The following is a 25,643-nucleotide window of genomic DNA, read 5'->3' as shown; positions in this document are numbered from 1 at the left end:
TCGCCGAGATGCGACGGACGAGACGACTCGATACATCGGTCGATTACTGCCATGCCAATCCGACTATCTTGATATTTTATATAATGAAATACTCCGTCGACTGCAAATATCGACGGTATTGTTAACGGAAATCCGGGCGAATCTTACCTCACGCATCAGTTCAAAAAAATCCCTGACAGAATTGCGAGGTCGAATCGGCATGCGACCTGTAATCAGATCTCTTGTAATTGCTTATCGGGATTACATCATTGCAAGGATTTGATCCGTTCGACCGCCGTGCTCTCGACACGCCGCGCCTGCGCGCCCCGCGACAGCAACCACCGCGCCGCGCCATCGAGCGACGTGCACAGCACCAGGTAGATCAGCGCGACGAACAGGAAGATCGGCGCCGGATACACCATCAGCCGGTTGTTCACCTGCGTCGCGACGAACGAGAGTTCCGGCACGCCGACGATATACGCGAGCGACGTGTCCTTCACGAGCGCGACCCACTGGTTGACGAACGACGGCGTCATGATCCGGATCGCCTGCGGCAGCAGCACGTAGCGCACCGTCTGCCAGCGCGTGAGCCCGAGCGACAGTCCGGCCTGCCATTGCCCGTCGCCCGCCGCGACGATTCCCGCGTGCACCGCGTGCGCGAGATACGCGCCGCCGACCAGCGCCAGCGCGCACACGACCGTCGCGAGTCCCGGCACATCCATGTGCAGCAGCACGGGCATCAGGAAATACGTCCAGAAAATCAGCATCAGCACCGGAATCGCGCGGAAGAAGCCGATGAACGCGAGCAGCAGCACGCGCGCCGGGCCGCGTGCGAGCGCCATCGCGACACCGAGCGCCACGCCAAGCACGGCCGACGCAATGGCGCTCGCGAGCGCCAGCACCAGCGACAGCGCGGCACCGCCGAGCGGGCCGTCCGGAAATGCACCGACCAACAGGTACGGCAGATTCGACAGCAGCAGCGAAAGGTCCATCGTCAGCGCCCCGCTCCGAGCCGGTCGCGCCACTGCGTGGCCGCATACGCGCCGGCCTCGATCGCGGCCACCGCCGCGACGTACAGCAGCGTCGCGACGCCGAACGCGGCGAACGTCTTGAACGTCTCGGTCTCGACCTGCCGCGACGCATACGACAGCTCGGCCACGCCGATCGCCATCGCGAGCGACGAGTTCTTCACGAGATTCATGTATTGGCCGAACAGCGGCGGCAACGCGATACGCACGGCCTGCGGCAGCACCACGTAGCGCAGGGACTGCATCGGCGTGAGGCCGAGCGCGGCCGCCGCATCGTGTTGCGCACGCCGCACGCCGCGCAGGCCGGCTTCGCACTCCTCGGCGACGAACGCTGCGGTATAGGCGCTCAAGCCGACCCAGCCCGCGACGAATTCGAACGACGGCCACGCGAGCGTAAACGGGCCCGCGCTCACCGCATGGCGTGCATTGAGCCACGCGATCCACGTATCGGGCAGCAACGACGCGACGCCGAAATACCAGAACAGCAGTTGCACGAGCAGCGGCGTGTTGCGGAACGCGACGACGTACGCGGCGACGGCCGCGCGCGGCGCCCTGCCGCGCGCATGCCGCATCACGGCGAGCAGCAGCCCGCCGACGGTCGCGGCAATCGCCGACGCGGCCGCGAGGCCGAGTGTCAGCAGGAAGCCCTGCCAGAGCCAGGATAGATATTTGGGAGCCAATCCGAGCATGCTGGGAGGCGCGAACGAAACGCGCGGTCGGAAAACGAAAAGCGCCGCGCGGCCGGTGTTCCGGCCGATCGCGGCGCGCGTGCAGCGAAGGTCAGGTCTTGTCGCCGATCCGGAAAATGCGCGTGAGCGGCGTTTTCGTCGTCGGCCCGAACCATGCGTCGTAGATCTGCGTGGCGCGGCCGCTCGCCTCGAGCCCCTTCAGCGTGTCGTTGACGAAGCCGAGCAGGCGCGTCTCGCCCTTCGGCACGCCGACGCCCATGTAATCGTTCGAGATCGTGAACGCCGGGATCTCGTAGTTCTGCTTGTCCGGCACGTTCGCGAGCAGGCCGATCAGCTTCGGGCCGTCCTGCGTGATGGCCTGCACGTTGCCGGCCCGCAGCGCGGCGAACGCGAACGGCGTGTCGTCGTACGCGACGATCGTCGCCTTCGGGAATTTCTCGCGCAGCGTGATCTCGTTCGTCGTGCCCTTGTCCGCGCCCACGCGCAGCGCGTTCAGCTGGTCGGCCGATTTCAGCACGCCCTTCTTCGCGAGAAACTGCTGGCCCGACGAGAAATACGGGATGCTGAAGTCGACCTGCTTCGCACGCTCGTCGGTGATCGTGAAGTTCGCGAGCACGAGGTCGACCTTGCCGGACGTCAAAAACGGAATGCGGTTCGCGGGGTTGGTCGGTTGCAGTTGCAGCTTCACGCCGAGCTTGTCGGCGAGCGCCTTCGCGTAATCGACGTCGAGACCGACGATGTGGTTGCTTTTCGCGTCGACATAACCGAACGGCGGGTTGCTGTCGAACGTCGCGACGCGCAGCACGCCGGCCTTCTTGATGTCGTCGAGACGGTCCGCATGCGCGACGGTGCCTGCGGAGATGAGCGCGACCCCGATGAGCCACGTAGCGAGCGTGTTGATTTTCATGAGCACGACCTGATTTGTTATGGAGGCCGCCGCGGATCGCGCGGCGGCACGGTTCGAAACACATCGCGACGAAGTGTGTCGTCGCGAAGCCGCTAACGTATCAGCGCGTGCGGCGAATTCGAACCAACAAATGGTGCTTTGCTCTGCGGGTTTCGTGATGAGGCACATGGGCTGCGGTCACGCACGCGGTCACACAAAAAAAGACGCCCGCTGCAAGCAGCGGGCGCGAATCCCAGTCAAGGAGGTGTCACACGAACTACGCAGCCAGATTAAGGAAATCGCCCGTCATGGACAACGAATCGATTTCCATATCGATATGACGCGGCACGCTCATGCCGGCGCGTGCGGAATCGCACGCCGCAAAAAAAAAACGTCCCGCCAACCGGCGGGACGTTCGTCATCATGCAAGTACGCGCGACGCGCAGCCCGATCACGGCTCGTGACGCAGATACCCTTCCTTGCTCGGATCGCGCATCCGCCACGACACGATCAGCGAGATCGCGCACAGCACGGTCACGTACCAGTAGAAGGTTTCCTCGCTGCCGATCGACTTGAACCACAGCGCGACGTACTCGGCCGAGCCGCCGAAGATCGCGTTCGCCACCGCATACGACAGGCCGACGCCCATCGCGCGCACTTCCGGCGGGAACATCTCGGCCTTGATGAGGCCGCTGATCGACGTGTAGAAACTGACGATCGCCAGCGCCACCGTGATCAGCACGAATGCGGCCACCGGGCTCGTCACGTCCTTCAGCGCGTGCATCAGCGGCACCGTGCCGATCACCGCGAACGAACCGAACAGGATCATCGACGTGCGGCGGCCGATCTTGTCCGACAGCGCGCCGAACACCGGCTGCATCAGCATGTAGACGAGCAGCGCGACGGTCATCACGTTGCTGGCCGTCTTCGCGTGCATGCCGGCCGTGTTCACGAGGTACTTCTGCATGTACGTCGTGAACGTGTAGAAGATCAGCGAGCCGCCGGCCGTGAAGCCGACCACGGTGAAGAACGCGCCCTTGTGCTGCCACACGCCGCGGATCGTGCCGGCGTCTTTCTTGTCGCGCGATGCGCTCGTCGACGTCTCGTCGAGCGACTTGCGCAGGTACAGCGAAATCAGCGCGGCCGCCGCGCCGACCACGAACGGAATGCGCCAGCCCCATGCTTTCAGCTCGCCGGCGGACAGCGTCTGCTGCAGGATCACGAGTACCAGCAGCGCGCACAGCTGGCCGCCGATCAGCGTCACGTACTGGAACGACGCGAAGAAGCCGCGACGGCCCTTCAGCGCGACTTCACTCATGTAGGTCGCGCTCGTCCCGTACTCGCCGCCCACCGACAGGCCCTGGAACAGGCGCGCGACCAGCAGCAGCGCCGGCGCGAGCGCGCCGATCTGCGCATAGGTCGGCAGCACCGCGATCACGAGCGACCCGCCGCACATCATCAGCACCGAGATCATCATCGCCGCGCGACGGCCGTGACGGTCGGCGATGCGGCCGAACAGCCAGCCGCCGATCGGACGCATCAGGAAGCCGGCCGCGAACACGCCGGCCGTGTTCAGCAACTGCGTCGTCGTGTTGCCGCTCGGGAAGAACGCCGGCGCGAAGTACAGCGCGCAGAACGAGTAGATGTAGAAGTCGAACCACTCGACGAGGTTGCCCGATGAGGCGCCGACGATGGCGAACACGCGCCGCCGGGTGTCATGCGCGGACAGCGCAGCTTGGTCGGTCTGGACGTCCATGGGTTGGTCTGTTCCTTTTAGTGCTTTCTGGGCGAGACGGCTGGGGGCCGCCGCGTGCGGTCGCACGTGGCACCGGTTCCGGCGCACGGCGCTACGGGATTTTAGCGAAATGTAAAGTAACAAGCGCTCCGGGTTCGTCCGGATGTAGAAAAATTTTCTCCCGCCACGCGTTCGTCATATGAAAACGCCAGCCCGAAGGCTGGCGTTCGATGCAAACATTTCCGACTGCGGCGACAATCACACGCGCACTTCCGGCGGCACGTAGCGGCACTCGTAGCGCTTGCGCACGGTGCCGGCCTCGTCGACGCTTTCCAGGTACACGTCGAACTGCCAGAGCCGCGCCATGTGCTTGAGCACTTCGTCGCTGTCGCCCGACAGATGGCGGTTGTCGGTCATGAAGTGGCGCAGCGTGAGGCTGCGGTCGCCGCGCGTATTGACGGCCCACACCTGGATGTTCGGCTCGCGGTGATGGATGTCGTACTGCCGCGACAACGCCTGCCGCACGTACTGGTAACCGGAATCGTCGTGGATCGCCGATACCTCGAGCGAATCGCGCATGTCGTCGTCGAGCACCGAGAAGAGCCGCATCTCGCGGATCAGGTTCGGCGACAGGTACTGTGCGATGAAGCTCTCGTCCTTGAAGTTGCGCATCGCGTAGTGCATCGCCGGCAGCCACGGCGTGCCCGCGATCTCCGGAAACCACTTGTAGTCTTCCTCCGTCGGCGCTTCGCAGATCCGTCGGATGTCACTCATCATCGAGAAACCGAGCGCATACGGGTTGATCCCGCTGTAATACGGCTTCGTGACGGGCGGCTGGTAGACCACGTTGCTGTGCGAATGCAGGAACTCCATCATGAAGCCGTCTTCCAGCTTCCCCTGGTTGTACAGCGTATTGAGCAACGTGTAGTGCCAGAACGTCGCCCAGCCTTCGTTCATCACCTGCGTCTGCCGCTGCGGATAGAAATACTGGCCGATCTTGCGCACGATGCGGATCACTTCCCGCTCCCACGGTTCGAGCAGCGGGGCATTCTTCTCCGCGAAATACAGCAGGTTCTCCTGCGGCTCGGACGGATAGCGGTCATCCTGCTCCTCCGTCAGCTCCGGTTTCTTGCCCGGCAGCGTACGCCACAGCTCGTTGACCTGCGACTGCAGGTACGCCTCGCGCTCGCGCCGCAGCGCCGCCTCCTTCGACAGCGACGGTTTCTGCGGCCGCTTGTAGCGGTCGACGCCGTAATTCATCAGCGCATGGCACGAGTCGAGCAGTTCCTCGACGCGATCGAGGCCGTAGCGCTCCTCGCATTCCGCGACGTAGTTCTTCGCGTACACGAGATAATCGATGATCGCGTGCGCGTCGGTCCACAGCCGGAACAGGTAATTGCCCTTGAAGAACGAATTGTGCCCGTACGCCGCGTGCGCGATGACGAGCGCCTGCATCGTCATCGTGTTCTCTTCCATCAGATACGCGATGCACGGGTTCGAATTGATGACGATTTCGTAGGCCAGGCCCATCTGGCCGCGGCGGTAGCTCTTCTCGGTCGCGAGGAAGTGCTTGCCGAACGACCAGTGACGGTAGTTGACGGGCATCCCGACCGACGCATACGCATCCATCATCTGCTCGGCGCTGATCAGTTCGAGCTGGATCGGGTAGATGTCGAGCTCGTATTGTTCGGCGACCTGCGAGATGTGCGTGTCGTATTCCTCGAGCAATTCGAACGTCCAGTCGGACGGGCACGGCAACGGCTTGCGTTCGGCAACGTTCATACGCGCTTCCTTTTGCCCGGAACCGGGCAAGTCGGCGGCCGGCGGCGGCGGTTCGGCCTGCGCGCGTTGCTGCGGTGCGGCAGGGCCGGCCGTATCGTCGCCGGAAGGGCGCGGCTCGTAGCCGCGCGACTCGTTGTGCAGATGGCGGGTCGTCATGACATTTCCACCTGCTTTTCGAACAATTCGCGAAACACCGGGTAAATGTCCGCAGCCGATTCCACTTTTTTCATCGCGAGATGCGGTTGCGACAGGGCCAGTTGCGCGTATTCCAGCCACAGATTCTGCTCTTCCGGCGCGACCTGGATATACGCGAAGTAACGCGTCTTGGTGAGGATATCCTCTTCCAGGATTTTGCGACACTTGGGCGAATCGTCAGTCCAGTTGTCGCCGTCGGATGCCTGCGCGCCGTAGATGTTCCACTCGGTCGGCGAGTAGCGCTCGTCCATCACCTTGCGCATCAGTTCGAGCGCGCTCGACACGACCGTGCCGCCGCTTTCGGTCGAATGGAAGAAGGTGTCCTCGTCGACTTCCTCGGCGCGCGTGTGGTGGCGGATGAACACGACTTCGATGCGCTCGTAGTTGCGCTTGAGGAACAGGTAAAGCAGGATGAAGAAGCGCTTCGCGAGATCCTTGCGCTGCTCGTCCATCGAGCCCGACACGTCCATCAGGCAGAACATCACGGCCTGGCTCGACGGTTGCGGCTGCTTCACTCGGTTGATGTAGCGCAGGTCGAACGGATCGATGAACGGAATCCGCCAGATGCGCCCTTTCAGGTGATGAATCTCGGCCTCGAGCGTCGCGATTTCCGCGCGGCGGTCTTCGGGGTCGCTCTTCAGCGCCTCCAGCTGCGCCTCGAGTTCGCGCAGCTCGTTGACGAGCGGCGAGCCGAGCGCGATGCGCCGGCCGAGCGCGCTGCGCAGCGAACGCACGACGTCGATGTTGTTCGGCGTACCTTCCGCCGACCAGCCCGCGCGCACGTTCTTCCAGCTCGGCACCGTCAGCAGGTGCGTCTTCACGAGGCGCGGCAGTTCGAGATCGTCGAAGAAGTACTGCATGAATTCGTCGCGCGACAGCTCGAACACGAAGTCGTCCTGCCCTTCACCCTCGTTGCTCGCCTGACTGCCGCCGCCGCCCGAGCCGCCCTGCGGACGCGGAATCTTGTCGCCGCGCACGTAGTCTTCATTACCCGGGTGCACATATTCGCGACGCCCGCCCGGCGCGTGCCGGAAATTCGGCTCCGCGATGTCCTTGCGCGGGATCGTGATGCTCTGCGTGCTCTGGATATCCTTGATGCTACGGTCGCGCACCGCGTCGGACACGGCACGACGAATGTAGTTCTTGACGCGACGCAGAAAGCGTTCGCGATTGGCGATGCTCTTGTTCTTGCCGGCCAGCCTGCGGTCGATGATTTGATGAAGCACTCCCGGTCTCCCGCTCGAAAGTCGATCTGCCGGGGCACTCGCCGCGCATGCCGTCTGCCGTCATGCGGGCGGCGCCTCTGAAAGCGCCCGTACGGACTCGCCGTACGGGCGCGATACCGCGCGTCATGACGACTTGCGCACGCGCAGGTACCAGTCGCAAAGCAGCCTCACCTGCTTCGGCGTATAGCCCTTCGCGACCATCCGGTTCACAAAGTCCTCATGCTTGCGCTGCTCCTCCGCCGAACCCTTGGCGTTGAATGAAATGACCGGCAACAGTTCTTCGGTGTTCGAGAACATCTTCTTCTCGATCACGACGCGCAACTTCTCGTAGCTCGTCCACACGGGATTCTTGCCGGCGTTCGCCGCCCGCGCACGCAACACGAAGTTCACGATCTCGTTGCGGAAATCCTTCGGATTGCTGATCCCGGCCGGCTTCTCGATCTTCTCCAGTTCCGCGTTCAGCGCGGCGCGGTCGAAGCTCTCGCCCGTGTCGTGATCGCGGAATTCCTGATCCTGGATCCAGAAGTCCGCATACGTGACGTAGCGATCGAAGATGTTCTGACCGTACTCCGAATACGACTCGAGATACGCGGTCTGGATCTCCTTGCCGATGAACTCCGCGTAGCGCGACGCGAGCACGTCCTTCACGAACGACAGATACTTCTGCTCGGTTTCCGGCGGGAACTGCTCGCGTTCGATCTGCTGCTCGAGCACGTACATCAGATGCACCGGGTTCGCCGCGACCTCGCTCGTATCGAAGTTGAACACACGCGACAGGATCTTGAACGCGAACCGTGTCGACACGCCGGTCATCCCTTCGTCCACGCCCGCGTAGTCGCGATATTCCTGGTACGACTTCGCCTTTGGATCGGTGTCCTTCAGGTTTTCGCCGTCGTACACCTGCATCTTCGAGAACAGGCTCGAATTCTCCGGCTCGTGCAGGCGCGACAGTACCGAGAACTGCGACATCATCTTCAGCGTGCCCGGTGCGCATACAGCCTCGGCCAGCGACGAATTTCGGATCAGCTTCTCGTAGATCTTGATCTCTTCCGACACGCGCAGGCAGTACGGCACCTTCACGACGAAGATCCGGTCGAGCAGTGCCTCGTTGTTGCGGTTGTTGCGGAAGGCCTTCCACTCCGATTCGTTCGAGTGCGCAAGAATCACGCCGTCGAACGGAATCGCGCCGAAACCTTCGGTGCCCTTGAAGTTGCCTTCCTGCGTGGCGGTCAGCAGCGGGTGCAGCACCTTGATCGGCGCCTTGAACATTTCGACGAATTCGAGCAGGCCCTGGTTCGCGAGGCACAGGCCGCCCGAGTAGCTATAGGCGTCGGCATCGTCCTGCGCGTACTGTTCGAGCTTGCGGATATCGACCTTGCCGACCAGCGACGAAATGTCCTGGTTGTTCTCGTCGCCCGGCTCGGTCTTCGCGATGCCGACCTGCCGCAGGATCGACGGATAGCGGCGCACCACGCGGAACTGGCGGATGTCGCCGTTGTATTCGTGCAGGCGCTTGACGGCCCACGGACTCAGGATGCTTTTCAGGTAGCGGCGCGGAATGCCGTACTGTTCCTCGAGGATCGGACCATCCTCGTCGTAGTCGAACAGCCCGAGCGGCGATTCGTTGACGGGCGAGCCCTTCAGTGCATAGAACGGCACGCGCTCCATCAGTTGCTTCAGGCGCTCGGCGATCGACGACTTGCCGCCGCCCACCGGGCCCAGCAGATAGAGAATCTGCTTCTTCTCTTCAAGACCTTGCGCAGCGTGGCGGAAGTATGCGACCACCTGCTCGATCACCTCCTCCATTCCGTAGAACTCACGGAATGCCGGATACACCTTGATGACCTTGTTCGCGAAGATCCGCGACAGGCGCGGATCGTTGCGGGTATCGATCTGTTCAGGTTCCCCGATTGCTTCCAGCATGCGTTCACCAGCCGTCGCGTACGCGGATGGATCGTTCTTGCAGAGCGCGAGATACTCCTCCAGCGAGAGCTCTTCCTCTCGCGTTTTTTCGAAGCGGTTCGCGAAGCTGCTGTAAATATCCATGCTACCTCCCTCGCCTGAGTCTGAAGACGTGCCTGCCTTCGTCTGACTGCGCAGAAGCAAGCGCGTTCGAATTCATCCTAAACCCTTTCTTATTTTTTTTCACGAACTCTTCGTATGAAGTTCGTCATTCTCGACAACACCGCTTGGACAACGCATTTCGTCGTTTTACAATCGACCTCCCGAGCCGCAGAAACTGCATCCGCCGCGTCTCGTCGAACATCGAAACGTCTCGTGCGTTGGACACCTCCGACGTCGTCGCCTCTCCCTTCATTCCTATACGTTCGAGCGGTCGCGTGCGATGACACGCCGCGCGCACCGTTACAAATTTTTTTCGCAGTCCCTTACGGACATACCCGTACGACGAACGGGGGAACATGACGCGCATGCAGCGCATCGCCGAGGGTCCGTCGGTGCACGATGCGCAACGCACGTGCCGATGCACGACCGATCGTCCACGCTGTCACATTCAACTGTCGCAGAAACGACGACGCCCGCAATCGCGGGCGTCGTTGGTCACCAAATGGGGATCGATACGCGGCGCGCGCCGATCAGAACGTCTCCCAGTCGTCGTCGCCGACGGTCGCGGCGGCCGGCGCGGGCGCGGGCGCAGCCGAGACGGCGGCAGGCTTGCGCGCCGGCGCCGTCGCTGCAGCGGCCGCACGTTTCGGCGCGGCGTCGCGTTCGACGCGCGCGGCAGCCGGTGCGGGGGCCGCCGCCGGAGCGGAAGGCGCACGCGGAGCAGGACGCGCCGCCACCGCAACGACGGCGCCCGCGCGTGCCGCTCCGTCGTCGAGCTGGAATACCGCCGCCGTTTCGCGCAGGCGGGCCGCCTGTTCTTCGAGCGACTGCGCGGCAGCCGCGGCTTCCTCGACGAGTGCGGCATTCTGCTGCGTGACCTCGTCCATCTGCGTGACCGCGCGCGCCACCTGGTCGATCCCGCCGCTTTGCTCCTCGGACGCCGCCGCGATCTCGCCCATGATGTCCGTCACGCGCTGAACCGCGCTGATCACGTCGCTCATCGTGCGCCCGGCTTCGTCGACCAGCGTCGAGCCGGTCCGGATCCGCTCCACCGACGCGTCGATCAGCGCCTTGATTTCCTTCGCCGCGCTCGACGAACGCTGCGCGAGGCTGCGCACTTCGCCGGCGACAACCGCGAAGCCTCGGCCTTCCTCGCCGGCCCGCGCGGCTTCGACGGCCGCATTCAGCGCAAGAATGTTGGTCTGGAACGCGATTCCCTCGATGATCGCGATGATGTCCGCGATTTTCGCCGAGCTGTCGTTGATTTCGCCCATCGTGCCGACCACCTGGCCGACCACCGTATTGCCCTTGTTTGCAATCTCGGACGCATTCGCGGCCAGCGAGCTTGCCTGACGCGCATTGTCCGCGTTCTGCTTCACGGTGCCGGTCAGTTGCTCCATGCTCGACGCGGTTTCCTGCAGCGCGGCGGCCTGCTCCTCGGTACGCGACGACAGGTCGATGTTGCCGGCCGCGATCTGGCGGGCCGCGGTCGCGATCGACTCGCTGCCGCCGCGCACGGTGCGCACCGTGTCGACGAGCCCGCGCTGCATCCTCGCGAGGCCCTCCAGCATCTGGCCCATCTCGTCGCGCCGGTCCACGACGATCGGCCGGCGCAGGTCGCCCGCGGCGATCGCGTCGAAATGCGACAGCGCGTCGGCGATCGGGCGGCCGATCGCGCGGCTCAGCGTCAGCCACGACAGCACCGCGGCGCCGATGCCGGCCAACAGCACGACGATCGACAGCACGCGCATCGTCTCGAACACCGATTCCGCCTGATCGAAGTGCGCCTGCGCATTGGTGAACTGGAAGTTGCGCAGCGCTTCGCCGGCCGCGGCCAGCTCGGTATAGCGCGCCTGAAGCTGCTTCGCGCCGTCGCCGATCCGGTCATGATCGCCGGCCGCGACCGCACTCGCGAACGCGTCGCAACTGGCCTGCAGCACCTTGCGCCGGGCGGCGACGTCCTGTGCGAGCCGGTCCTCGTCGGCGTCGCGCGGCAGCGCAAGGTATTTCTGCCACCACGCGTCCGACTGCGTGCGCATCGCGCGGCTGCGCTCGATGGCCGCCGCCGAGTCCGGCGTGCCGGCCAGCAGCGCCGCACGGTCGAGTGCGAGGCGCTCGCGTGCGGCGAACATTTCCGAGACCGCGACGTCGACCGCGCTCGGCATCTGGTTCGTGTAAATCTCGCGCGTCGACTCGTTCGAACGCGTCATCCCGTGCAGACCGAGCACGCCGGTGACAGCCAGCAGTACCGCCAGAAACGCCATCGTCAAACCGATGCGCGCACGAATCGTCAGCTTCCTGAACACCATCATCCACCCTGTGTTGCGTCGTCATGAACGGGCCCGGCCCGTTGGCTCGAAGCATTGCTTCACTCGGTGCATTTACGACCGCGCGGCGCATAACTTGATGGTTTTGCCGTGTTTATTTCGCATTATTCGTCTGTTTATTGAATAAGACTGAATAATCGACGCAATTCGGGTCGGAGCGAAAACGGGGCGAACGCGCGTCGGCGCGCCAATGCAGCGCACCCGGCCGTCTCGTGCGACGGACCGGGCGCGTGGGGAACCGAAAACGCGAGACTGGAGAATCGGCCCTAGTCGGCCAGTTCGGCCCGCGTCGGGATCGAGGGCTGGGCGCCCGCGCGCGTTACCGACAGCGCCGCCGCGCGTTGCGCGAAGCGAATGGCGGTATCGACGTCCGCGCCGGCCGCGAGCCGTGCGGAGAAGCCGCCGATGAAGGTGTCGCCGGCCGCCGTCGTGTCGATGGCCTGCACGACCGGCGCCGGATAGTGCCGCGCGGCGCCGTCGGCCGTCAGCGCGAGCACGCCGCGCGCGCCGAGGGTGATCAGCACGTTGCGCGCGCCGCCGGCCTGGAGCGCCCGCGCGGCGGCTTCGGCGTCGGCCGGGTCGCGCACCGGCAGCCCGGTCAGCGCGGCCGCCTCGACCTCGTTCGGGATCAGGTAATCGACGAGCTGCAGCCAGCCGTCCGGCAGCGGCGCGACGGCCGGGGCCGGATTGAGCACCACCGTGCGGCCGAGCCGGCGTCCGGCCGACAGCGCCGCGAACACCGCGTCCGGCGGCGTCTCGAGCTGGCAGATCAGCACGTCGGCCGTCGCCAGCGCGGCCTCGTGCCGTGCGATCGTGTCGGTCGTGACCTCGCCGTTGCCGCCCGCGACGATCACGATCGCGTTCTGGCTCGCATCGTCGACGACGATCAGCGCGACGCCGGTCGACGCCGACGCGCTCGTCGCGAGCCCCGTGCAGTCGATTCCCTCGGCCTCGAGGCCCGCGCGCAGTGCCGCGCCGTGCGCATCCGCGCCGACGCAGCCGATCATCGCGACCTGCGCGCCGAGCCGGGCGGCGGCGACGGCCTGGTTGCCGCCCTTGCCGCCCGCCGCCTGCGCGAACGCGTGCCCGGCGAGCGTTTCGCCCGGCAGCGGCAGCCGCGGCGCGCGCACGACGAGATCCATGTTGAGGCTGCCGACCACCGTCACGCGGCCGGCGCCCGTTGCGCTCGCCGTCATGCGCGCGCACCCGGCGCGGCCGGCTCGCGATAGACGGCCGTCGATTCGCGCAGCACGAGGCGCGGCGACACGACACGGCGGCGGCTCGGCACGGCGGTCGAGCCGCCGCCGATCCGTTCGATCAACGTCTGCGCGGCCATTTCGCCGAGCGCGCGCACCGACTGGCCGACCGTCGACAGCGCCGGATACGTGTAGCGGGAAAATTCGATGTCGTCGAAGCCGATGATCGAACAGTCGTCGGGCACGCGCAGCCCGCGCTCGGCCGCCGCGCGCAGCGCGCCGACCCCCATCAGGTCGTTGCCCGCGAAGATCGCGCTCGGCCGTACCGATTCGAACAACCGCGACGCCGCGTGATAGCCGCCGAGGCATGAGAAATCGCTTTCGGCGATCGCGCCCGGCACGATGTCGACGCCGCGCTCGGCCATCGCGCGGATGAAGCCGTGTACGCGCATCGCGCTGACCGCGGTGTCGGTCGGCCCGGTGATGCAGCCGATCTTCGCGTGTCCGAGTTCGAGCAGGTGGCGCGTCGCCAGGTATGCGCCGCGCTCGTGGTCGATCTGCACGAGATCGGCCGCGAGCCCCTCGATGTTGCGGTCGACGACGACGAGCGGCGCATGGATATCCGCGAGCGTCTGCGCGAGCACCGCGTCCTCGCCGGCCGACGCGACGATCAGCCCATCGATGCGCTTTTCCTGCAGCACGCGCAGGTAGTTGCGCTGCTTCACGGGATCGTCGTCCGAATTGCAGAAGAACACGCAATAGCCGTTGGCCGCGCACTGATCCTCGATGCCGCGCGCCAGCTCGGCGAAGTACGGATTCGTGCTGTTCGGCACGACGAGGCCGATGGTCGCCGTCGCCCGCGCCTTCAGCGAGCGCGCCACGGCCGATGGCACGTAATTCAGCTCGCGGATCGCGCCCTCGACCTTCGCACGCACGTCGGCGGACACCGGCCGCGAATTGTTCACCACGTGCGAGACGGTCGTAAACGACACGCCCGCCATGGCCGCCACATCCTTGATCGTCGCCATTTCCCGTTTCTCTCTGGTCTGTTCTGTCTGTCTTTTTACCGCACGCGCGTACGCCGGCTGCGATACGTATCGAGCACGACCGCCACCACGATCACCGCACCCGTGATGATCCGTTTCGTCGGCTCGTTCGCACCGATCTGCGCGAGCCCCGCGGCCAGCACGGAGATGATCAACACGCCGAAGAACGTGCTGATCACCGAGCCGCGCCCGCCCATCAGGCTCGTGCCGCCGATCACGACGGCGGCGATGACCTGCAGTTCGAGGCCCGCGCCCGCGTTCGGATCGGCCGCCTCGAGCCGCGAAATCTGGAACAGCGACGCGAGCCCCGCGAGCGCGCCCATCAGTGCGAATACGAGGATTTTATACGGCCGCGGGTTAACCCCTGCAAGTCGCACCGCTTCCTCGTTCGTGCCGATGCCCACCAGATAGCGTCCGAACACCGTGCGCGTCAGCACGAACTGGGCCGCGATCATCACCGCGACCGCGATCAGGAACGCCGGCGAGATGCCCAGCGCGATCGGGTTCGACAGGAAGTCGAACGCGTCGCCGATATACGCGGTGCGCGAATTCGTCAGCTGGTACGCGAGGCCGCGCGCGGCCTCCAGCACGCCGAGCGACACGATGAACGACGGGATCCGCCAGCCGACCGTGACCGCGCCCGTCAGCGCGCCCGTGGCGGTCGCGACCGCGATCCCGATCAACGCGGCCGGCAGCGGCCCCCACTGCCATTTCAGCGCGGCGACGCTGACCATCGACGCGGCGAGCGCGAGCACCGAGCCGACCGACAGGTCGATCCCGGCAATGATCAGCACGAAGGTCATCCCGACCGACATCACGACGAGATCGGGAATCTGGTTCGCGATCGTGCTGAACGTGTCGTAGGTCAGGAAATGCGAGCTCAGCACCGAGAACAGCGCGATCATCGCGGCCAGCGCGCCGGCGAGCCCGAGATAGTTCGACAGGCCGAGCCGCGTGCCGGACAGCGTGCGCGCGCGGCGGCCCGTCACGTCCTGCTGCGCGCCTGCGTCGGTCGGGGATACGGGAGGCTGGGTCATTGCTGTCGTCCTGTCGTCGAAGTGCCCGGAGCGGCGCCGCGCGCGTGCTCCGGGTCCGGATGCTGCATGGCGGCCGCCGGCGTCTCGCGGCCGAAGCCGGCGAACGCCGCGGCCAGCAGCGCGTCCTGGGTCCAGTTGCCGCGCTCGAACACGGCGGTCATGCGCCCGGCCGACATCACGCCGATCCGGTCGCAGATCAGCATCAGCTCGCGCAGGTCGCTCGATACGACCACCAGCGCGCGGCCTTCGCGCGCGAGCGCGCCCATCAAAGTGTAGATCTCGAATTTGGCGCCGACGTCGATCCCGCGGGTCGGCTCGTCGAACAGCAGCACGCCCATGTCGCGCGCGAGCCAGCGGCCGATCACGACCTTCTGCTGGTTGCCGCCCGACAGCTCGCCGACCGGCTGCGCCGCGCCGTGCGTACGGATCCGCAGCGCATCGATCTGCTGCTCGGCGAGCGCCGTTTCGCGGGCCGAATCGACGATGCCGCCGCGCGCGAGCCGGTCGAGCTGGCCGAGCGACACGTTCGCGGTGATCGACTGCGACAGCAGCAGCCCTTCGCCCTTGCGATCCTCGGTGATCAGCGCGATACCGAGCTTCACCGCATCGACGGGCGACGCGATCCGCGCCGGCTTCAACGGCTGACCGACGGCGATCGTCCCGGCATCCGGCGTATCGGCGCCGTAGATCAGCCGCAGCAGCTCGGTGCGTCCCGCGCCGATCAGCCCCGAGATGCCGAAGATCTCGCCCGCGCGCACCTCGAGCGACACGTCGCGCACCGCCGTCCCGCGCGTGAGGCCCGATACGGCGAGCCGCGGCGCGCCGAAGCGGCGCTCGCCGAGATCGATGTGTTCGCCGACCTCGCGCCCGACCATCAGCGTGACGAGCCCGTCGGACGTCGTCGCCGCCATGTCGCCCGCATGCACGAGCCGGCCGTCGCGCAGCACCGCGACGCGCTCGGCGACGCGCGCGAGCTCTTCGAGCCGGTGCGAGATGTAGACGATCGCGACGCCGCGCGCCTTCAGCCGGTCGATCTGCTCGAACAGCAGCTCGACTTCGCGCGCGGTCAGCATCGCGGTCGGTTCGTCGAGAATCAGCACGCGGCAGTCGCCGATCAGGTTGCGCGCGATCTCGACCATCTGCTGATGGCCGATACCGAGCGCGCCGACCGGCGTATCGGGGTCGACCGCGTCGAGCCCGACCTGCGCCATCGCCGCGCGCGCGTCGTCGCGCAGCCGCGCGCGATCGATGATGCCGAAGCGCCGCGGCAGGCGGTTCAGGAACAGGTTTTCGGCGACGCTCAGCGTCGGCAGCAGGTTCAGCTCCTGCATCACCATGCGCACGCCGAGCGCCTCGGCCTGCGTGCGGCTCGCCGGCGCATAGGCCTCGCCGCCGAGCTGCATCGTGCCGGTGGTCGGGTCGACGAGCCCGCCGATGATTTTCGACAGCGTGCTCTTGCCGGCGCCGTTCTCGCCGGTCAGCGCGAGCGCCTGGCCCGCGTCGAGCGTCAGCGTGACGTCGGCGAGCACGGGTTCGGCATAGGTCTTGCCGATGCCGGAGACGGACAGCACGGGGTGGGCTGAACGGGAGGGTTGGAAGGTCGGTTCCATCGCGATCCTGGTTGCGGCCGCGCGCACGGGGCGCGCGGGTATGACGCTCACAAGTGCATGCAGTGGCCGTGATCGCGCTCACACCGGATAACGGCCGCCGCGCCGGATTCTTGAGCGCGGCGGCCGGACCGGTGCGGCGTTACTTCGTCACGAGATCCACCGGCGTCTCGACCACGCCGGACAGGTCGGCCTGCTTGCGATGCTCGGCGATCGCCTTGAGCGCCGTGTCGATGCCGAACACGGCCTGCTTCGCCGCATACTGGTCGGCGGTCGCGAGCACGCGGCCGTCCTTCAGCATCGGCTTGATCGCGTTGATGTTGTCGTAGCCGACCACGAGCACCTTGCCCTGCTTGCCGGCCGCGCGCACGGCCGACACGGCGCCGATCGCCATGTTGTCGTTGCCGCACAGCAGCGCCTTCAGGTTCGGGTATTCGTTGAGCATCGCGGCGGCCACCGCATTGCCCTTGTCGATCTCCCATTCACCCGACTGCACCGACACGACCTTCATCCCGCCCGCCTTCATCGCGTCCTGGAAGCCGGCCGTGCGCTGCTGCGCGTTGGTCGTCGTCGACACGCCTTCGACGATGCCGACCTGGTCGCCCGCCTTCAGCCGCTTCGCAAGGTAGTCGCCGATCTTGCGCGCGCCCTTGCGGTTGTCCGGGCCGACGAACGGCACGTTCAGGTTCTTCGACTTCAGCACGTCGGGATCGAGCCGGTTGTCGATGTTCACGACGACGATGCCGGCGTCGACGGCCTTCTTCACGACCGGCACGAGCGCCTTCGAATCGGCCGGCGCGAGCACGATCGCGTCGACCTTCGACACGATCATCTGCTCGACGATGCGGATCTGGTTCGCGGTGTCGGTCTCGTCCTTGATGCCGTTGGTGATCAGGTCGAACTGGTTCGCGTTGTGCTTCTGGTATTCCTTCGCGCCCGTTTCCATGGTCAGGAAGAACTCGTTGGCGAGCGACTTCATCACGAGCGCGACCTTCGGCTTGGCCGCGGACTGCGCGTGGACAGCCGGGGCAGCGGCCACCGCGACGGCGGCGAGCGCGGCGGTCAGGAAGCGACGGCGAAAGCGGACATTCATACACATCTCCTGGCGACTGGCCCGAAGGCCGATTGTTGTTCGGTTGTTGTTTTAATGTGAGCAAACGTTTGCGCCACACTACCCGGGCAATGGCCATCGATGCTGCTGTCGGTACCACGGAATGGAAGCGAGGCAGACGGCCGACTGCCTGGCGCGTGCTGGCGTTGACGCGCCACCGCCGGCGGGACGCCGGCGGAGTGAAGGCTATGCTGTACCGATTCGCTTCGGCGCGCAACCTGTCTAATCAATATTTAAGGGTTTATTCGGAGCGCGCGAGCGCGCTTCGCGACGCGCAAATACGACACTCGCGATGCCGGCGGCGGTTCGCCGAAGCGCGGTGCATGCAGGTTCTGCGTTGCCGGTTGTTCTTGTTTTTCTGTCCGCACGGGAACGCAGGTCGATCGTCGGCTGACGCGACGCACCGGACCGGACCGGCAGCGTCGGCCGATGCTTGAAGCGTGACGGCGGCCATCCCCCCGCCGCCGCCCGGTGCGGCGTACGGCAAGGTGCGCGTCATGCGTGTCGCGCGCCGTCCGCGGGATCCGCCCGGACAGCGCGCGACACGCGCGAATCAAACGGCTTCGCGCAACAGCCCCGCGATTTCCGCTTCGTTCAGGTGCGGCGCGAACATTTCGATCAGCCGGTACGCATACGCACGCAGGAATGCGCCCTTGCGCAGCCCGACCCGCGTCGTGCTCGCCTCGAACAGGTGCTGCGTGTCGAGCGCGACGAGCCCCGTGTCGCGCTGCGGGTCGTAGGCCATCGCCGCGACCACGCCGATCCCCATCCCGAGCTCGACGTAGGTCTTGATCACGTCCGCGTCGATCGCGGTCAGCACGACGTCGGGCACCGCGCCCGCCTGCGTGAACGCCTGGTCGATGTGCGAGCGGCCCGTGAAGTCCTGGTCGTACGTGATGATCGGGTATTCGGCGATTTCCTCGAGCGTCAGGTTCTCGCGACCGACGAGCGGGTGGCCCTTCGGCACGACGACCGTGTGGTGCCACGAATAGCACGGGAACGTGACGATGTCCGGATAGCGATCGAGCGCCTCGGTCGAGATACCGAGATCGGCCTCGCCGTTCAGGATCATCTGCGCGATCTGCTGCGGGCTGCCCTGACGCAGCGCGAGATGCACCTTCGGGAACACCTCGGTGAACTGCCGGATCACCTTCGGCAGCGCGTAGCGCGCCTGCGTGTGCGTCGTCGCGACGACGAGGTGGCCGCTGTCCTGATCGGCGAACTGGCGTGCGACGCGGCGCAGGTTCTCGGCGTCGAGCAGCATCCGCTCGATCAGCTGGTGCACCGCCTTGCCGGGCTCCGTGAGCCCCGTCAGCCGCTTGCCGCGCCGAATGAAGATGTCGACGCCCAGCTCATCTTCCAGATCCTTGATCTGTTTCGACACGCCCGACTGCGACGTGTACAGCACGTTCGCGACTTCCGTCAGGTTCATGTTCTGGCGCACCGCTTCGCGCACGAACCGCAATTGCTGAAAATTCATGGGTATGCCTCTTAGGCTGTCGTTGTTTGATTGTCGAATCGGCGCGAATCCCGCCCTCTGCCCTGCGTTGTCTCGTCAACGCGCGGGAAATACCCGCACGGCGCGCGGCACGGCGGTCGCGCCGTCGCCGACCTGCAGCGAAAGCGCGCGCCATGCGTCGCGGTCGAGTTCCGCCTCGAGCGCGCCGCCCGCGCGCGCCTCGAGCTCCACGCGCACCGAACCGCCGAGCGGAATCACGCGCCGCACGTCCACCGCGATGCCGTCGCTGTGCCCTTCGCCCGCCGGCCACAGCTGCAGATCGTGCGGCCGCACGTACGCGTTCGCGGGGCCCGCGAAATCGGCGTCGACCTCGATCGGCGCCGCCGCGCCCTCGGCGACGAAGCCGCGCCCGGCCACCGTGCCCGGCAGCCGGTTCGCCGCGCCGAGAAACTCGTACACGAACGCGCTTTGCGGATGGTCGTAGACGTCCTGCGGGCTGCCGACCTGCTCGACGTGGCCGCGATTGAGTACGACGATGCGATCGGCCACTTCGAGCGCCTCTTCCTGGTCGTGCGTGACGAAGATCGTCGAAATGTGCAGGTCGTCGTGCAGGCGACGCAGCCAGCCGCGCAGCTCCTTGCGGACCTTCGCGTCGAGCGCGCCGAACGGTTCGTCGAGCAGCAGCACCTTCGGCTCGACCGCGAGCGCGCGGGCGAGCGCGATGCGCTGACGCTGGCCGCCCGACAGCTCGGACGGATAGCGCTGCGCGAGCCAGTCGAGCTGCACGAGCTTGAGCAGCTCGTGCACCTTCTCGCGAATCGCGGCTTCGGACGGCCGCTCGCGGCGCGGCTTCACGCGCAGCCCGAACGCGACGTTCTCGAACACCGTCATGTGGCGGAATAGCGCGTAATGCTGGAACACGAAGCCGACCTGCCGCTCGCGCGCGCCGACCGACGCGACGTCGAGCCCCTGCAGCACGACCTGGCCGGCGTCCGCGTGCTCGAGGCCCGCGATCACGCGCAGCAGCGTGGTCTTGCCGCAGCCGGACGGCCCGAGCAGCGCGACCAGTTCGCCGGGCGGGAAGTCGAGCGAGACGTTGTCGAGCGCCGTGAAATCGCCGAAGCGCTTCTGAAGGTTACGGACGGTGATACCCATTCTGGTTGCCTCTTTACGATTTCGACGAAACGGCGCCGACGGGGCCGGCATGTGCGGGAACGGCGTCGTGCGCGTCGGCCAGTTCGGCCGCAAGATGACGCTCGGCGATCAGCTTCAGCGCGAGCGTGACGAGCGCGAGCAGCGCCAGCACCGACGCCACCGCGAACGCCGCCGCGAAGTTGTATTCGTTGTACAGGATCTCTACGTGCAGCGGCATCGTGTCGGTCACGCCGCGAATGTGGCCGGACACGACCGACACCGCGCCGAACTCGCCCATCGCGCGCGCATTGCACAGGATCACGCCGTACAGCAGGCCCCACCTCACGTTCGGCAGCGTCACGCGCCGGAAGATCTGCCAGCCCGACGCGCCGAGCACGCGCGCGGCTTCTTCCTCGTCGGTGCCTTGCGCCTGCATCAGCGGAATCAGCTCGCGCGCGACGAACGGGAACGTGACGAAGATCGTCGCGAGCACGATGCCCGGCACCGCGAAGATGATCTGCACGTCGTGATCCTGCAGCCACGGCCCGAACCAGCCCTGCGCGCCGAACAGCAGCACGTACACGAGGCCCGAGATCACCGGCGACACCGAGAACGGCAGGTCGATCAGCGTCGTCAGCAGCGCCTTGCCGCGGAATTCGAATTTCGCGATCGCCCACGATGCGCACACGCCGAACACGAGGTTCAGCGGCACCGCGATCACGGCGACGGTCAGCGTCAGCTTGATCGCCGACCACGCATCGGAATCGGCGAGCGATTCGAGATAGAAGCCGACGCCCTTGCGCAACGCCTCGACGAACACCGCGGCGAGCGGCACGACGAGGAAGAACGCGAGGAACGCCAGCGCGATGCCGGTGAGCAGCCAGCGCACGACGCGCGACTCGCTGACCGGGTCGAGCCGCTTCGCGGCACGCGCGGCCGGCGACGGGGTTTTCAGCACGACGGTGGCCTCCTGGCTCATTGCTGGCCTCCTGCGGCGGCAGCAGCAGCGGTGACGGTGGCGGGCGCCGGGCCGCTCGCCCCCTTGCTCGTACGACGCTGCAGATACCACTGCAGCGTGTTGATCAGCAGCAGCATCAGGAACGACACGACCAGCATCACGACCGCCAGCGCGGTCGCGCCCGCGTAGTCGTACTGCTCGAGCTTCGTGATGATCAGCAGCGACGTGATCTCGGATTTCATCGGCACGTTGCCGGCGATGAAGATCACCGACCCGTATTCGCCGAGCGCGCGCGCGAACGACAGCGCGAAACCGGTGAGCAGCGCCGGCAGCACGGCCGGCAGCACGACGCGGCGGAACGTCAGCCAGCGCGACGCGCCGAGGCACGCGGCGGCTTCTTCCTGCTCGCGCTCGAAATCCTCGAGCACCGGCTGCACGGTGCGCACGACGAACGGCAGCCCGATGAAGGTCAGCGCGACCAGCACGCCGGCCGGCGTGAACGCGATCTTGATGCCGAGCGGCGCCAGATACTGGCCGACCCAGCCGTTGGTCGCGTAGACGGCCGCGAGCGAGATGCCGGCCACCGACGTCGGCAGCGCGAACGGCAGGTCGACGACCGCGTCGACGAGGCGCTTGAACGGGAACGTGTAGCGCACCAGCACCCATGCGACGAGGAAGCCGAACACGGCGTTGATCAGCGCGCCGCCGAGCGCGGCCGAGAACGTCAGCCGGTACGACGCGAGCACGCGCGGCGACGTGACGGCGGTGACGAACTGGTCCCACGACAGCGTCGCGGTCTTCAGGAACGTGGCGGCGAGCGGAATCAGCACCACGAGGCTCAAATAGGCCACCGTGATGCCGAGTGTCACGCCGAAACCGGGCAGCGCGCTCGGCTTGCGAAAGGTGTACGTCGTCATCGGATGCTCTTGCTGGGTCGATGCTGCTCACGGGTCCGACGCAAACGCCGGCGCAGTGAATCGCGCCGGCGAGCCGTCGGGGACGCGGCGCGCTGTCGTGGCGCGCCGCTTGTCGTTATGGTGTGACTGCGTGCGTTACTGCGGCTTGTAGATCGAATCGAACACGCCGCCGTCCGCGAAATGCGTCTTCTGCGCATTGGTCCAGCCGCCGAACGTGTCGTCGACCGTGTACAGCTTCAGCTTCGGGAACTGCTTGGTCAGCTCCGCCGGTACGTTCTTCGAACGCGGCCGGTAGTAGTTGCGCGCCGCGATTTCCTGGCCTTGCGGGCTGTACAGAAAATTCAGGTATGCCTCGGCCAGCTTGCGCGTGCCCTTCTTGTCGACCACCTTGTCGACCACCGCGACGGGCGGCTCGGCCAGGATGCTCACCGACGGCACGACGATCTCGAACTTGTCGGTGCCGAATTCCTTGACCGACAGGAATGCCTCGTTTTCCCATGCGATCAGCACGTCGCCGATCCCGCGCTGCACGAAGCTCGTCGTCGCGCCCCGCGCGCCCGAATCGAGCACGCCTGCGTTCTTGTAGAGCTTCGAGACGAATTCCTTCGCGGTCTGCTCGTTGCCGCCCGGCTTGTGCTGGGCGTACGCCCATGCGGCCAGGTAGTTCCAGCGCGCGCCGCCCGAGGTCTTCGGGTTCGGCGTGACGATCGAGATGCCCGGCTTGGTCAGGTCGTCCCAGTCCTTGATCCCCTTCGGATTGCCCTTGCGCACGAGGAACACGATCGTCGACGTGTACGGCGACGCGTTGTCGGGCAGGCGCTTCTGCCAATCCTTGTTCACCAGCCCCTTGTTCGCGAGCGCGTCGATGTCGTACGCGAGCGCCAGCGTGACGACGTCGGCCTGCAGCCCGTCGAGCACCGAGCGCGCCTGCGCGCCCGAACCGCCGTGCGACTGCTTGAAGTTGACCGTTTCGCCCGTCTTCGCCTTCCACTCCTTGCCGAACGCCTGGTTGAAATCCTGATACAGCTCGCGCGTCGGGTCGTACGACACGTTCAGGAAGGTCGTATCGGCCTGCGCATGCGTCGCGACGCCCAGCGCCGCCGCCGCGCCCAGCGCGAGTGTTGCGATCAGGCGACCCACTCCGCCCACCAGCCCCGTATTGCGCTTCGCCATCCTTGGTTCTCCAGTGTTGTCGGTATTGCGATGTCGGGCCAGTCTATCGAACGGGTTACATGATTAAAAATAATCGTTCCTTATTTTTTAATACTCAAAAGTGCTAACGCAGACGGGATGGACGGTTGCGGCGGACAAACCGGCGTCAGGACGTCGCGAAATCACGCCGGAACCGGCGCGATCGCGTCGAACCTCAAGTAACACTTGAAATTCCCCAAGTACTGTATAAAAATACAGCTCACTGTCTATCCATACAGTTCAGCCATGACCAAACTCACCGCCCGTCAGCAGCAAGTGTTCGACTTGATCCGTCGCGCGATCGAGCGCTCCGGATTCCCGCCCACCCGTGCCGAGATCGCGGCCGAGCTGGGCTTCAGCTCGCCGAATGCCGCCGAGGAGCACCTGCGCGCGCTGGCGCGCAAGGGCGTGATCGAGCTGGCGGCCGGCGCGTCGCGCGGCATCCGGCTGCTCGGCCTCGACGACGCCCCGCATCAGTTCACGCTGCCGCACGCCGGCCTGATGCAACTGTCGCTGCCGCTCGTCGGCCGCGTCGCGGCCGGTAGCCCGATCCTCGCGCAGGAGCACATCTCGCAGCACTACGCGTGCGATCCCGCGCTGTTCACCAGCAAGCCCGACTATCTGCTGAAGGTGCGCGGCCTGTCGATGCGCGACGCCGGCATTCTCGACGGCGACCTCCTCGCCGTGCAGAAGCGCACGGAAGCGAAGGACGGCCAGATCATCGTCGCGCGTCTGGGCGACGACGTCACGGTCAAGCGCCTGATGCGCCGGCCCGGCGGCCTCGAACTGATCGCGGAGAACCCGGATTACGAAAACATCTTCGTCAAGGCCGGCAGCGCGGATTTCGCGCTGGAAGGCATCGCCGTCGGGCTGATCCGCTCGGGCGAACTCTGACATTCCGTCTCGCTAGGAGAACATCATGGAACGCCTTTCCCGCCTGCTGCCTTTCCGTCAATTCGGTCGCCTGCGTCATCTGCGCGGCCGCACGCCCTGCGCACCGCTGTCCGCGGCGGCGCCTGTGCAAGAAGAAATCGCAGTCGAACGGCAGGCGTCCCTGCTGCCGTCGGCGCTCCCCGCGTTCGCGCGGGTGTCGCTGAACGCCGGTCTGAATCATGCGGAACCCGCGCGCCGCGCGCCGGTGCGCGTCTATCACGGCCGCTCGCGTCTGATCATGGTGGGCACGATCGATGCCGTGTGCCGGATGATCGATCGCTGCATCGCGGAGGAACGATCGGCCACGCCGGGCGGTCTCTGATTGCGGAACCTTCCCGCACCGGAGGCAACGTGACTGAATCGTCGCGCCGCACTTGGCGAACCAAGCCGCTGCTGATCGTCGCGCTGGTCGTCGCCCTCATTGCGGCGCTCGGCTATGCGTACGCGTCACCGTATGTCGCGCTCGGTCGCCTGAAATCGGCGATCGATGCGCGCGATGCGCAGGCGATCAGCGAGTATGTCGATTTTCCGTCGCTGCGCATCAGCCTGAAGCAGCAGGTCACGGAAGAGTTGATGCGCCGGATCGACGCCGTGAAGAAGAACAATCCGTTAGCGGTGATTGGCGCGCTGATCGGGTCGGCGCTGATCGGCCCGCTGGTCGATGCGTACGCGACCCCGGAAGGCGTCGCCGCGTTGATGAGCGGATTACCGCCGCGCGGCAATCCCGGCGAGCGCCCGCCCGAGTGGTCGAATCAGCCGCCAGCAGGCAATGCGTCCGGCAACCCGCCTGCCGCACCGCCCGTCAATCCGGCGCCGGCAAGTGCTGCGGTACCGGGCGGCAACGCGGCCGCTTCGGCCGCATCGTCGCCGGCACCTGCGCCCGCCGCACCTGCCAGCCCGAGCGAAGCAACGCAAGCGCCGCGCCAGCAGCAAACCAGCGCGGGCTACCGGAATATCGATGAATTCGTCGTCACATATCAGCGCAGCGCTGACGGCACGCGCTATGCGGCGATCTTCCACCGCTTCGGGCTGTTCTCGTGGAAATTGTCCGGAATCGACCTGCACGCATAACAGGCCGCGCTCGGTGCGCGCGCTGCCAATGCAGCACGACGCCTGACCGGCCCGCATCGCCGGTCGGGCTGT

The 25,643-nt window shown here is 66.1% G+C and carries 21 protein-coding genes; 3 read left to right on the top strand and 18 right to left on the bottom strand.

Annotated features, from left to right (window positions below):
- Positions 1–245 precede the first annotated feature (245 nt).
- The 18 genes from JYG37_RS10145 to JYG37_RS10060 form a co-directional block, all read right to left on the bottom strand.
- Entirely contained in the window at positions 246–971 is a 726-nt protein-coding gene (locus tag JYG37_RS10145) for an amino acid ABC transporter permease (RefSeq protein WP_124593142.1), read from the bottom strand.
- 2 nt (positions 972–973) lie between these two features.
- Positions 974–1,696, bottom strand: coding sequence for an amino acid ABC transporter permease (locus tag JYG37_RS10140; RefSeq protein WP_213346064.1), 723 nt, complete (start codon positions 1,694–1,696; stop codon positions 974–976).
- 91 nt (positions 1,697–1,787) lie between these two features.
- Positions 1,788–2,603, bottom strand: coding sequence for an ABC transporter substrate-binding protein (locus JYG37_RS10135; protein WP_124556421.1), 816 nt, complete (start codon positions 2,601–2,603; stop codon positions 1,788–1,790).
- Positions 2,604–3,033: 430 nt separating this feature from the next.
- Positions 3,034–4,338: an MFS family transporter gene (locus JYG37_RS10130; protein WP_050012591.1), complete on the bottom strand. Its 1,305-nt coding sequence runs from the start codon at positions 4,336–4,338 to the stop codon at positions 3,034–3,036.
- A gap of 237 nt (positions 4,339–4,575) precedes the next feature.
- Positions 4,576–6,255 carry a SpoVR family protein gene (locus JYG37_RS10125; protein ID WP_050012590.1) on the bottom strand — a complete coding sequence of 560 codons (1,680 nt, stop codon included), beginning with the start codon at positions 6,253–6,255 and terminating at the stop codon, positions 4,576–4,578.
- Entirely contained in the window at positions 6,252–7,520 is a 1,269-nt protein-coding gene (locus tag JYG37_RS10120; RefSeq protein ID WP_006476064.1) for a YeaH/YhbH family protein, read from the bottom strand. Before JYG37_RS10120 ends, JYG37_RS10125 begins: the two co-directional genes overlap by 4 nt.
- 123 nt (positions 7,521–7,643) lie before the next feature.
- Positions 7,644–9,566: a PrkA family serine protein kinase gene (locus JYG37_RS10115; protein ID WP_027784391.1), complete on the bottom strand. Its 1,923-nt coding sequence runs from the start codon at positions 9,564–9,566 to the stop codon at positions 7,644–7,646.
- A gap of 548 nt (positions 9,567–10,114) precedes the next feature.
- Positions 10,115–11,893, bottom strand: a complete 1,779-nt coding sequence (locus JYG37_RS10110; RefSeq protein ID WP_213346094.1) for a methyl-accepting chemotaxis protein — start codon at positions 11,891–11,893, stop codon at positions 10,115–10,117.
- A 284-nt stretch (positions 11,894–12,177) separates the two neighbouring features.
- Entirely contained in the window at positions 12,178–13,107 is a 930-nt protein-coding gene (gene rbsK, locus JYG37_RS10105) for a ribokinase (RefSeq protein ID WP_213346063.1), read from the bottom strand.
- The gene (locus JYG37_RS10100) at positions 13,104–14,135 is read right to left on the bottom strand and encodes a LacI family DNA-binding transcriptional regulator (RefSeq protein ID WP_050012587.1); all 1,032 of its coding nucleotides are present in this window, start codon (positions 14,133–14,135) and stop codon (positions 13,104–13,106) included. Before JYG37_RS10100 ends, rbsK begins: the two co-directional genes overlap by 4 nt.
- Positions 14,136–14,170: 35 nt before the next feature.
- Positions 14,171–15,190, bottom strand: a complete 1,020-nt coding sequence (locus JYG37_RS10095) for an ABC transporter permease (protein WP_006476069.1) — start codon at positions 15,188–15,190, stop codon at positions 14,171–14,173.
- Positions 15,187–16,800 (bottom strand): sugar ABC transporter ATP-binding protein, encoded by a 1,614-nt coding sequence (locus tag JYG37_RS10090; protein ID WP_089488415.1) that lies wholly within the window; start codon positions 16,798–16,800, stop codon positions 15,187–15,189. The genes JYG37_RS10095 and JYG37_RS10090 overlap by 4 nt, the downstream gene beginning before the upstream one ends.
- A 139-nt stretch (positions 16,801–16,939) precedes the next feature.
- On the bottom strand, positions 16,940–17,890 hold the full coding sequence (locus JYG37_RS10085) for a sugar ABC transporter substrate-binding protein (RefSeq protein WP_050012585.1): 951 nt from the start codon (positions 17,888–17,890) through the stop codon (positions 16,940–16,942).
- 571 nt (positions 17,891–18,461) lie between these two features.
- On the bottom strand, positions 18,462–19,388 hold the full coding sequence (locus JYG37_RS10080; protein ID WP_034186954.1) for a CysB family HTH-type transcriptional regulator: 927 nt from the start codon (positions 19,386–19,388) through the stop codon (positions 18,462–18,464).
- A 75-nt stretch (positions 19,389–19,463) separates the two neighbouring features.
- Positions 19,464–20,522, bottom strand: coding sequence for a sulfate/molybdate ABC transporter ATP-binding protein (locus JYG37_RS10075; RefSeq protein WP_213346062.1), 1,059 nt, complete (start codon positions 20,520–20,522; stop codon positions 19,464–19,466).
- A 13-nt stretch (positions 20,523–20,535) separates the two neighbouring features.
- Positions 20,536–21,480, bottom strand: coding sequence for a sulfate ABC transporter permease subunit CysW (cysW, locus tag JYG37_RS10070; protein WP_050012583.1), 945 nt, complete (start codon positions 21,478–21,480; stop codon positions 20,536–20,538).
- On the bottom strand, positions 21,477–22,376 hold the full coding sequence (gene cysT / locus JYG37_RS10065) for a sulfate ABC transporter permease subunit CysT (RefSeq protein ID WP_050012582.1): 900 nt from the start codon (positions 22,374–22,376) through the stop codon (positions 21,477–21,479). The genes cysW and cysT overlap by 4 nt, the downstream gene beginning before the upstream one ends.
- A 135-nt stretch (positions 22,377–22,511) precedes the next feature.
- On the bottom strand, positions 22,512–23,549 hold the full coding sequence (locus tag JYG37_RS10060) for a sulfate ABC transporter substrate-binding protein (RefSeq protein WP_050012581.1): 1,038 nt from the start codon (positions 23,547–23,549) through the stop codon (positions 22,512–22,514).
- A 264-nt stretch (positions 23,550–23,813) separates the two neighbouring features.
- On the opposite strand from JYG37_RS10060, the gene lexA reads away from it, so the two are divergent.
- Genes lexA through JYG37_RS10045 form a run of 3 tightly spaced genes read left to right on the top strand, consistent with a single transcriptional unit; the run spans position 23,814 to position 25,571 of the window.
- Entirely contained in the window at positions 23,814–24,461 is a 648-nt protein-coding gene (lexA, locus tag JYG37_RS10055; RefSeq protein WP_050012580.1) for a transcriptional repressor LexA, read from the top strand.
- A gap of 25 nt (positions 24,462–24,486) precedes the next feature.
- On the top strand, positions 24,487–24,822 hold the full coding sequence (locus JYG37_RS10050) for a hypothetical protein (RefSeq protein ID WP_069621440.1): 336 nt from the start codon (positions 24,487–24,489) through the stop codon (positions 24,820–24,822).
- A 29-nt stretch (positions 24,823–24,851) separates the two neighbouring features.
- Positions 24,852–25,571, top strand: a complete 720-nt coding sequence (locus JYG37_RS10045; RefSeq protein ID WP_124556410.1) for a DUF2939 domain-containing protein — start codon at positions 24,852–24,854, stop codon at positions 25,569–25,571.
- The last annotated feature ends 72 nt before the right edge of the window (positions 25,572–25,643 follow it).

The organism is Burkholderia sp. LAS2 (assembly GCF_018417615.1).
GTDB classification, from domain to species: domain Bacteria; phylum Pseudomonadota; class Gammaproteobacteria; order Burkholderiales; family Burkholderiaceae; genus Burkholderia; species Burkholderia sola.
Note: the sequence above shows the minus strand (reverse complement) of the source record. Positions and strands in the feature narration are given on the sequence as shown.

What these genes read in the sequence shown, in the direction of transcription:
- JYG37_RS10145 (WP_124593142.1), bottom strand. Translation starts at nt 971, where the DNA reads ATGGACCTTTCGCTGCTGCTGTCGAATCTGCCGTACCTGTTGGTCGGT.
- JYG37_RS10140 (WP_213346064.1), bottom strand. Translation starts at nt 1,696, where the DNA reads ATGCTCGGATTGGCTCCCAAATATCTATCCTGGCTCTGGCAGGGCTTC.
- JYG37_RS10135 (WP_124556421.1), bottom strand. Translation starts at nt 2,603, where the DNA reads ATGAAAATCAACACGCTCGCTACGTGGCTCATCGGGGTCGCGCTCATC.
- JYG37_RS10130 (WP_050012591.1), bottom strand. Translation starts at nt 4,338, where the DNA reads ATGGACGTCCAGACCGACCAAGCTGCGCTGTCCGCGCATGACACCCGG.
- JYG37_RS10125 (WP_050012590.1), bottom strand. Translation starts at nt 6,255, where the DNA reads ATGACGACCCGCCATCTGCACAACGAGTCGCGCGGCTACGAGCCGCGC.
- JYG37_RS10115 (WP_027784391.1), bottom strand. Translation starts at nt 9,566, where the DNA reads ATGGATATTTACAGCAGCTTCGCGAACCGCTTCGAAAAAACGCGAGAG.
- JYG37_RS10110 (WP_213346094.1), bottom strand. Translation starts at nt 11,893, where the DNA reads ATGGTGTTCAGGAAGCTGACGATTCGTGCGCGCATCGGTTTGACGATG.
- rbsK (WP_213346063.1), bottom strand. Translation starts at nt 13,107, where the DNA reads ATGACGGCGAGCGCAACGGGCGCCGGCCGCGTGACGGTGGTCGGCAGC.
- JYG37_RS10100 (WP_050012587.1), bottom strand. Translation starts at nt 14,135, where the DNA reads ATGGCGACGATCAAGGATGTGGCGGCCATGGCGGGCGTGTCGTTTACG.
- JYG37_RS10095 (WP_006476069.1), bottom strand. Translation starts at nt 15,190, where the DNA reads ATGACCCAGCCTCCCGTATCCCCGACCGACGCAGGCGCGCAGCAGGAC.
- JYG37_RS10090 (WP_089488415.1), bottom strand. Translation starts at nt 16,800, where the DNA reads ATGGAACCGACCTTCCAACCCTCCCGTTCAGCCCACCCCGTGCTGTCC.
- JYG37_RS10085 (WP_050012585.1), bottom strand. Translation starts at nt 17,890, where the DNA reads ATGAATGTCCGCTTTCGCCGTCGCTTCCTGACCGCCGCGCTCGCCGCC.
- JYG37_RS10080 (WP_034186954.1), bottom strand. Translation starts at nt 19,388, where the DNA reads ATGAATTTTCAGCAATTGCGGTTCGTGCGCGAAGCGGTGCGCCAGAAC.
- JYG37_RS10075 (WP_213346062.1), bottom strand. Translation starts at nt 20,522, where the DNA reads ATGGGTATCACCGTCCGTAACCTTCAGAAGCGCTTCGGCGATTTCACG.
- cysW (WP_050012583.1), bottom strand. Translation starts at nt 21,480, where the DNA reads ATGAGCCAGGAGGCCACCGTCGTGCTGAAAACCCCGTCGCCGGCCGCG.
- cysT (WP_050012582.1), bottom strand. Translation starts at nt 22,376, where the DNA reads ATGACGACGTACACCTTTCGCAAGCCGAGCGCGCTGCCCGGTTTCGGC.
- JYG37_RS10060 (WP_050012581.1), bottom strand. Translation starts at nt 23,549, where the DNA reads ATGGCGAAGCGCAATACGGGGCTGGTGGGCGGAGTGGGTCGCCTGATC.
- lexA (WP_050012580.1), top strand. Translation starts at nt 23,814, where the DNA reads ATGACCAAACTCACCGCCCGTCAGCAGCAAGTGTTCGACTTGATCCGT.
- JYG37_RS10050 (WP_069621440.1), top strand. Translation starts at nt 24,487, where the DNA reads ATGGAACGCCTTTCCCGCCTGCTGCCTTTCCGTCAATTCGGTCGCCTG.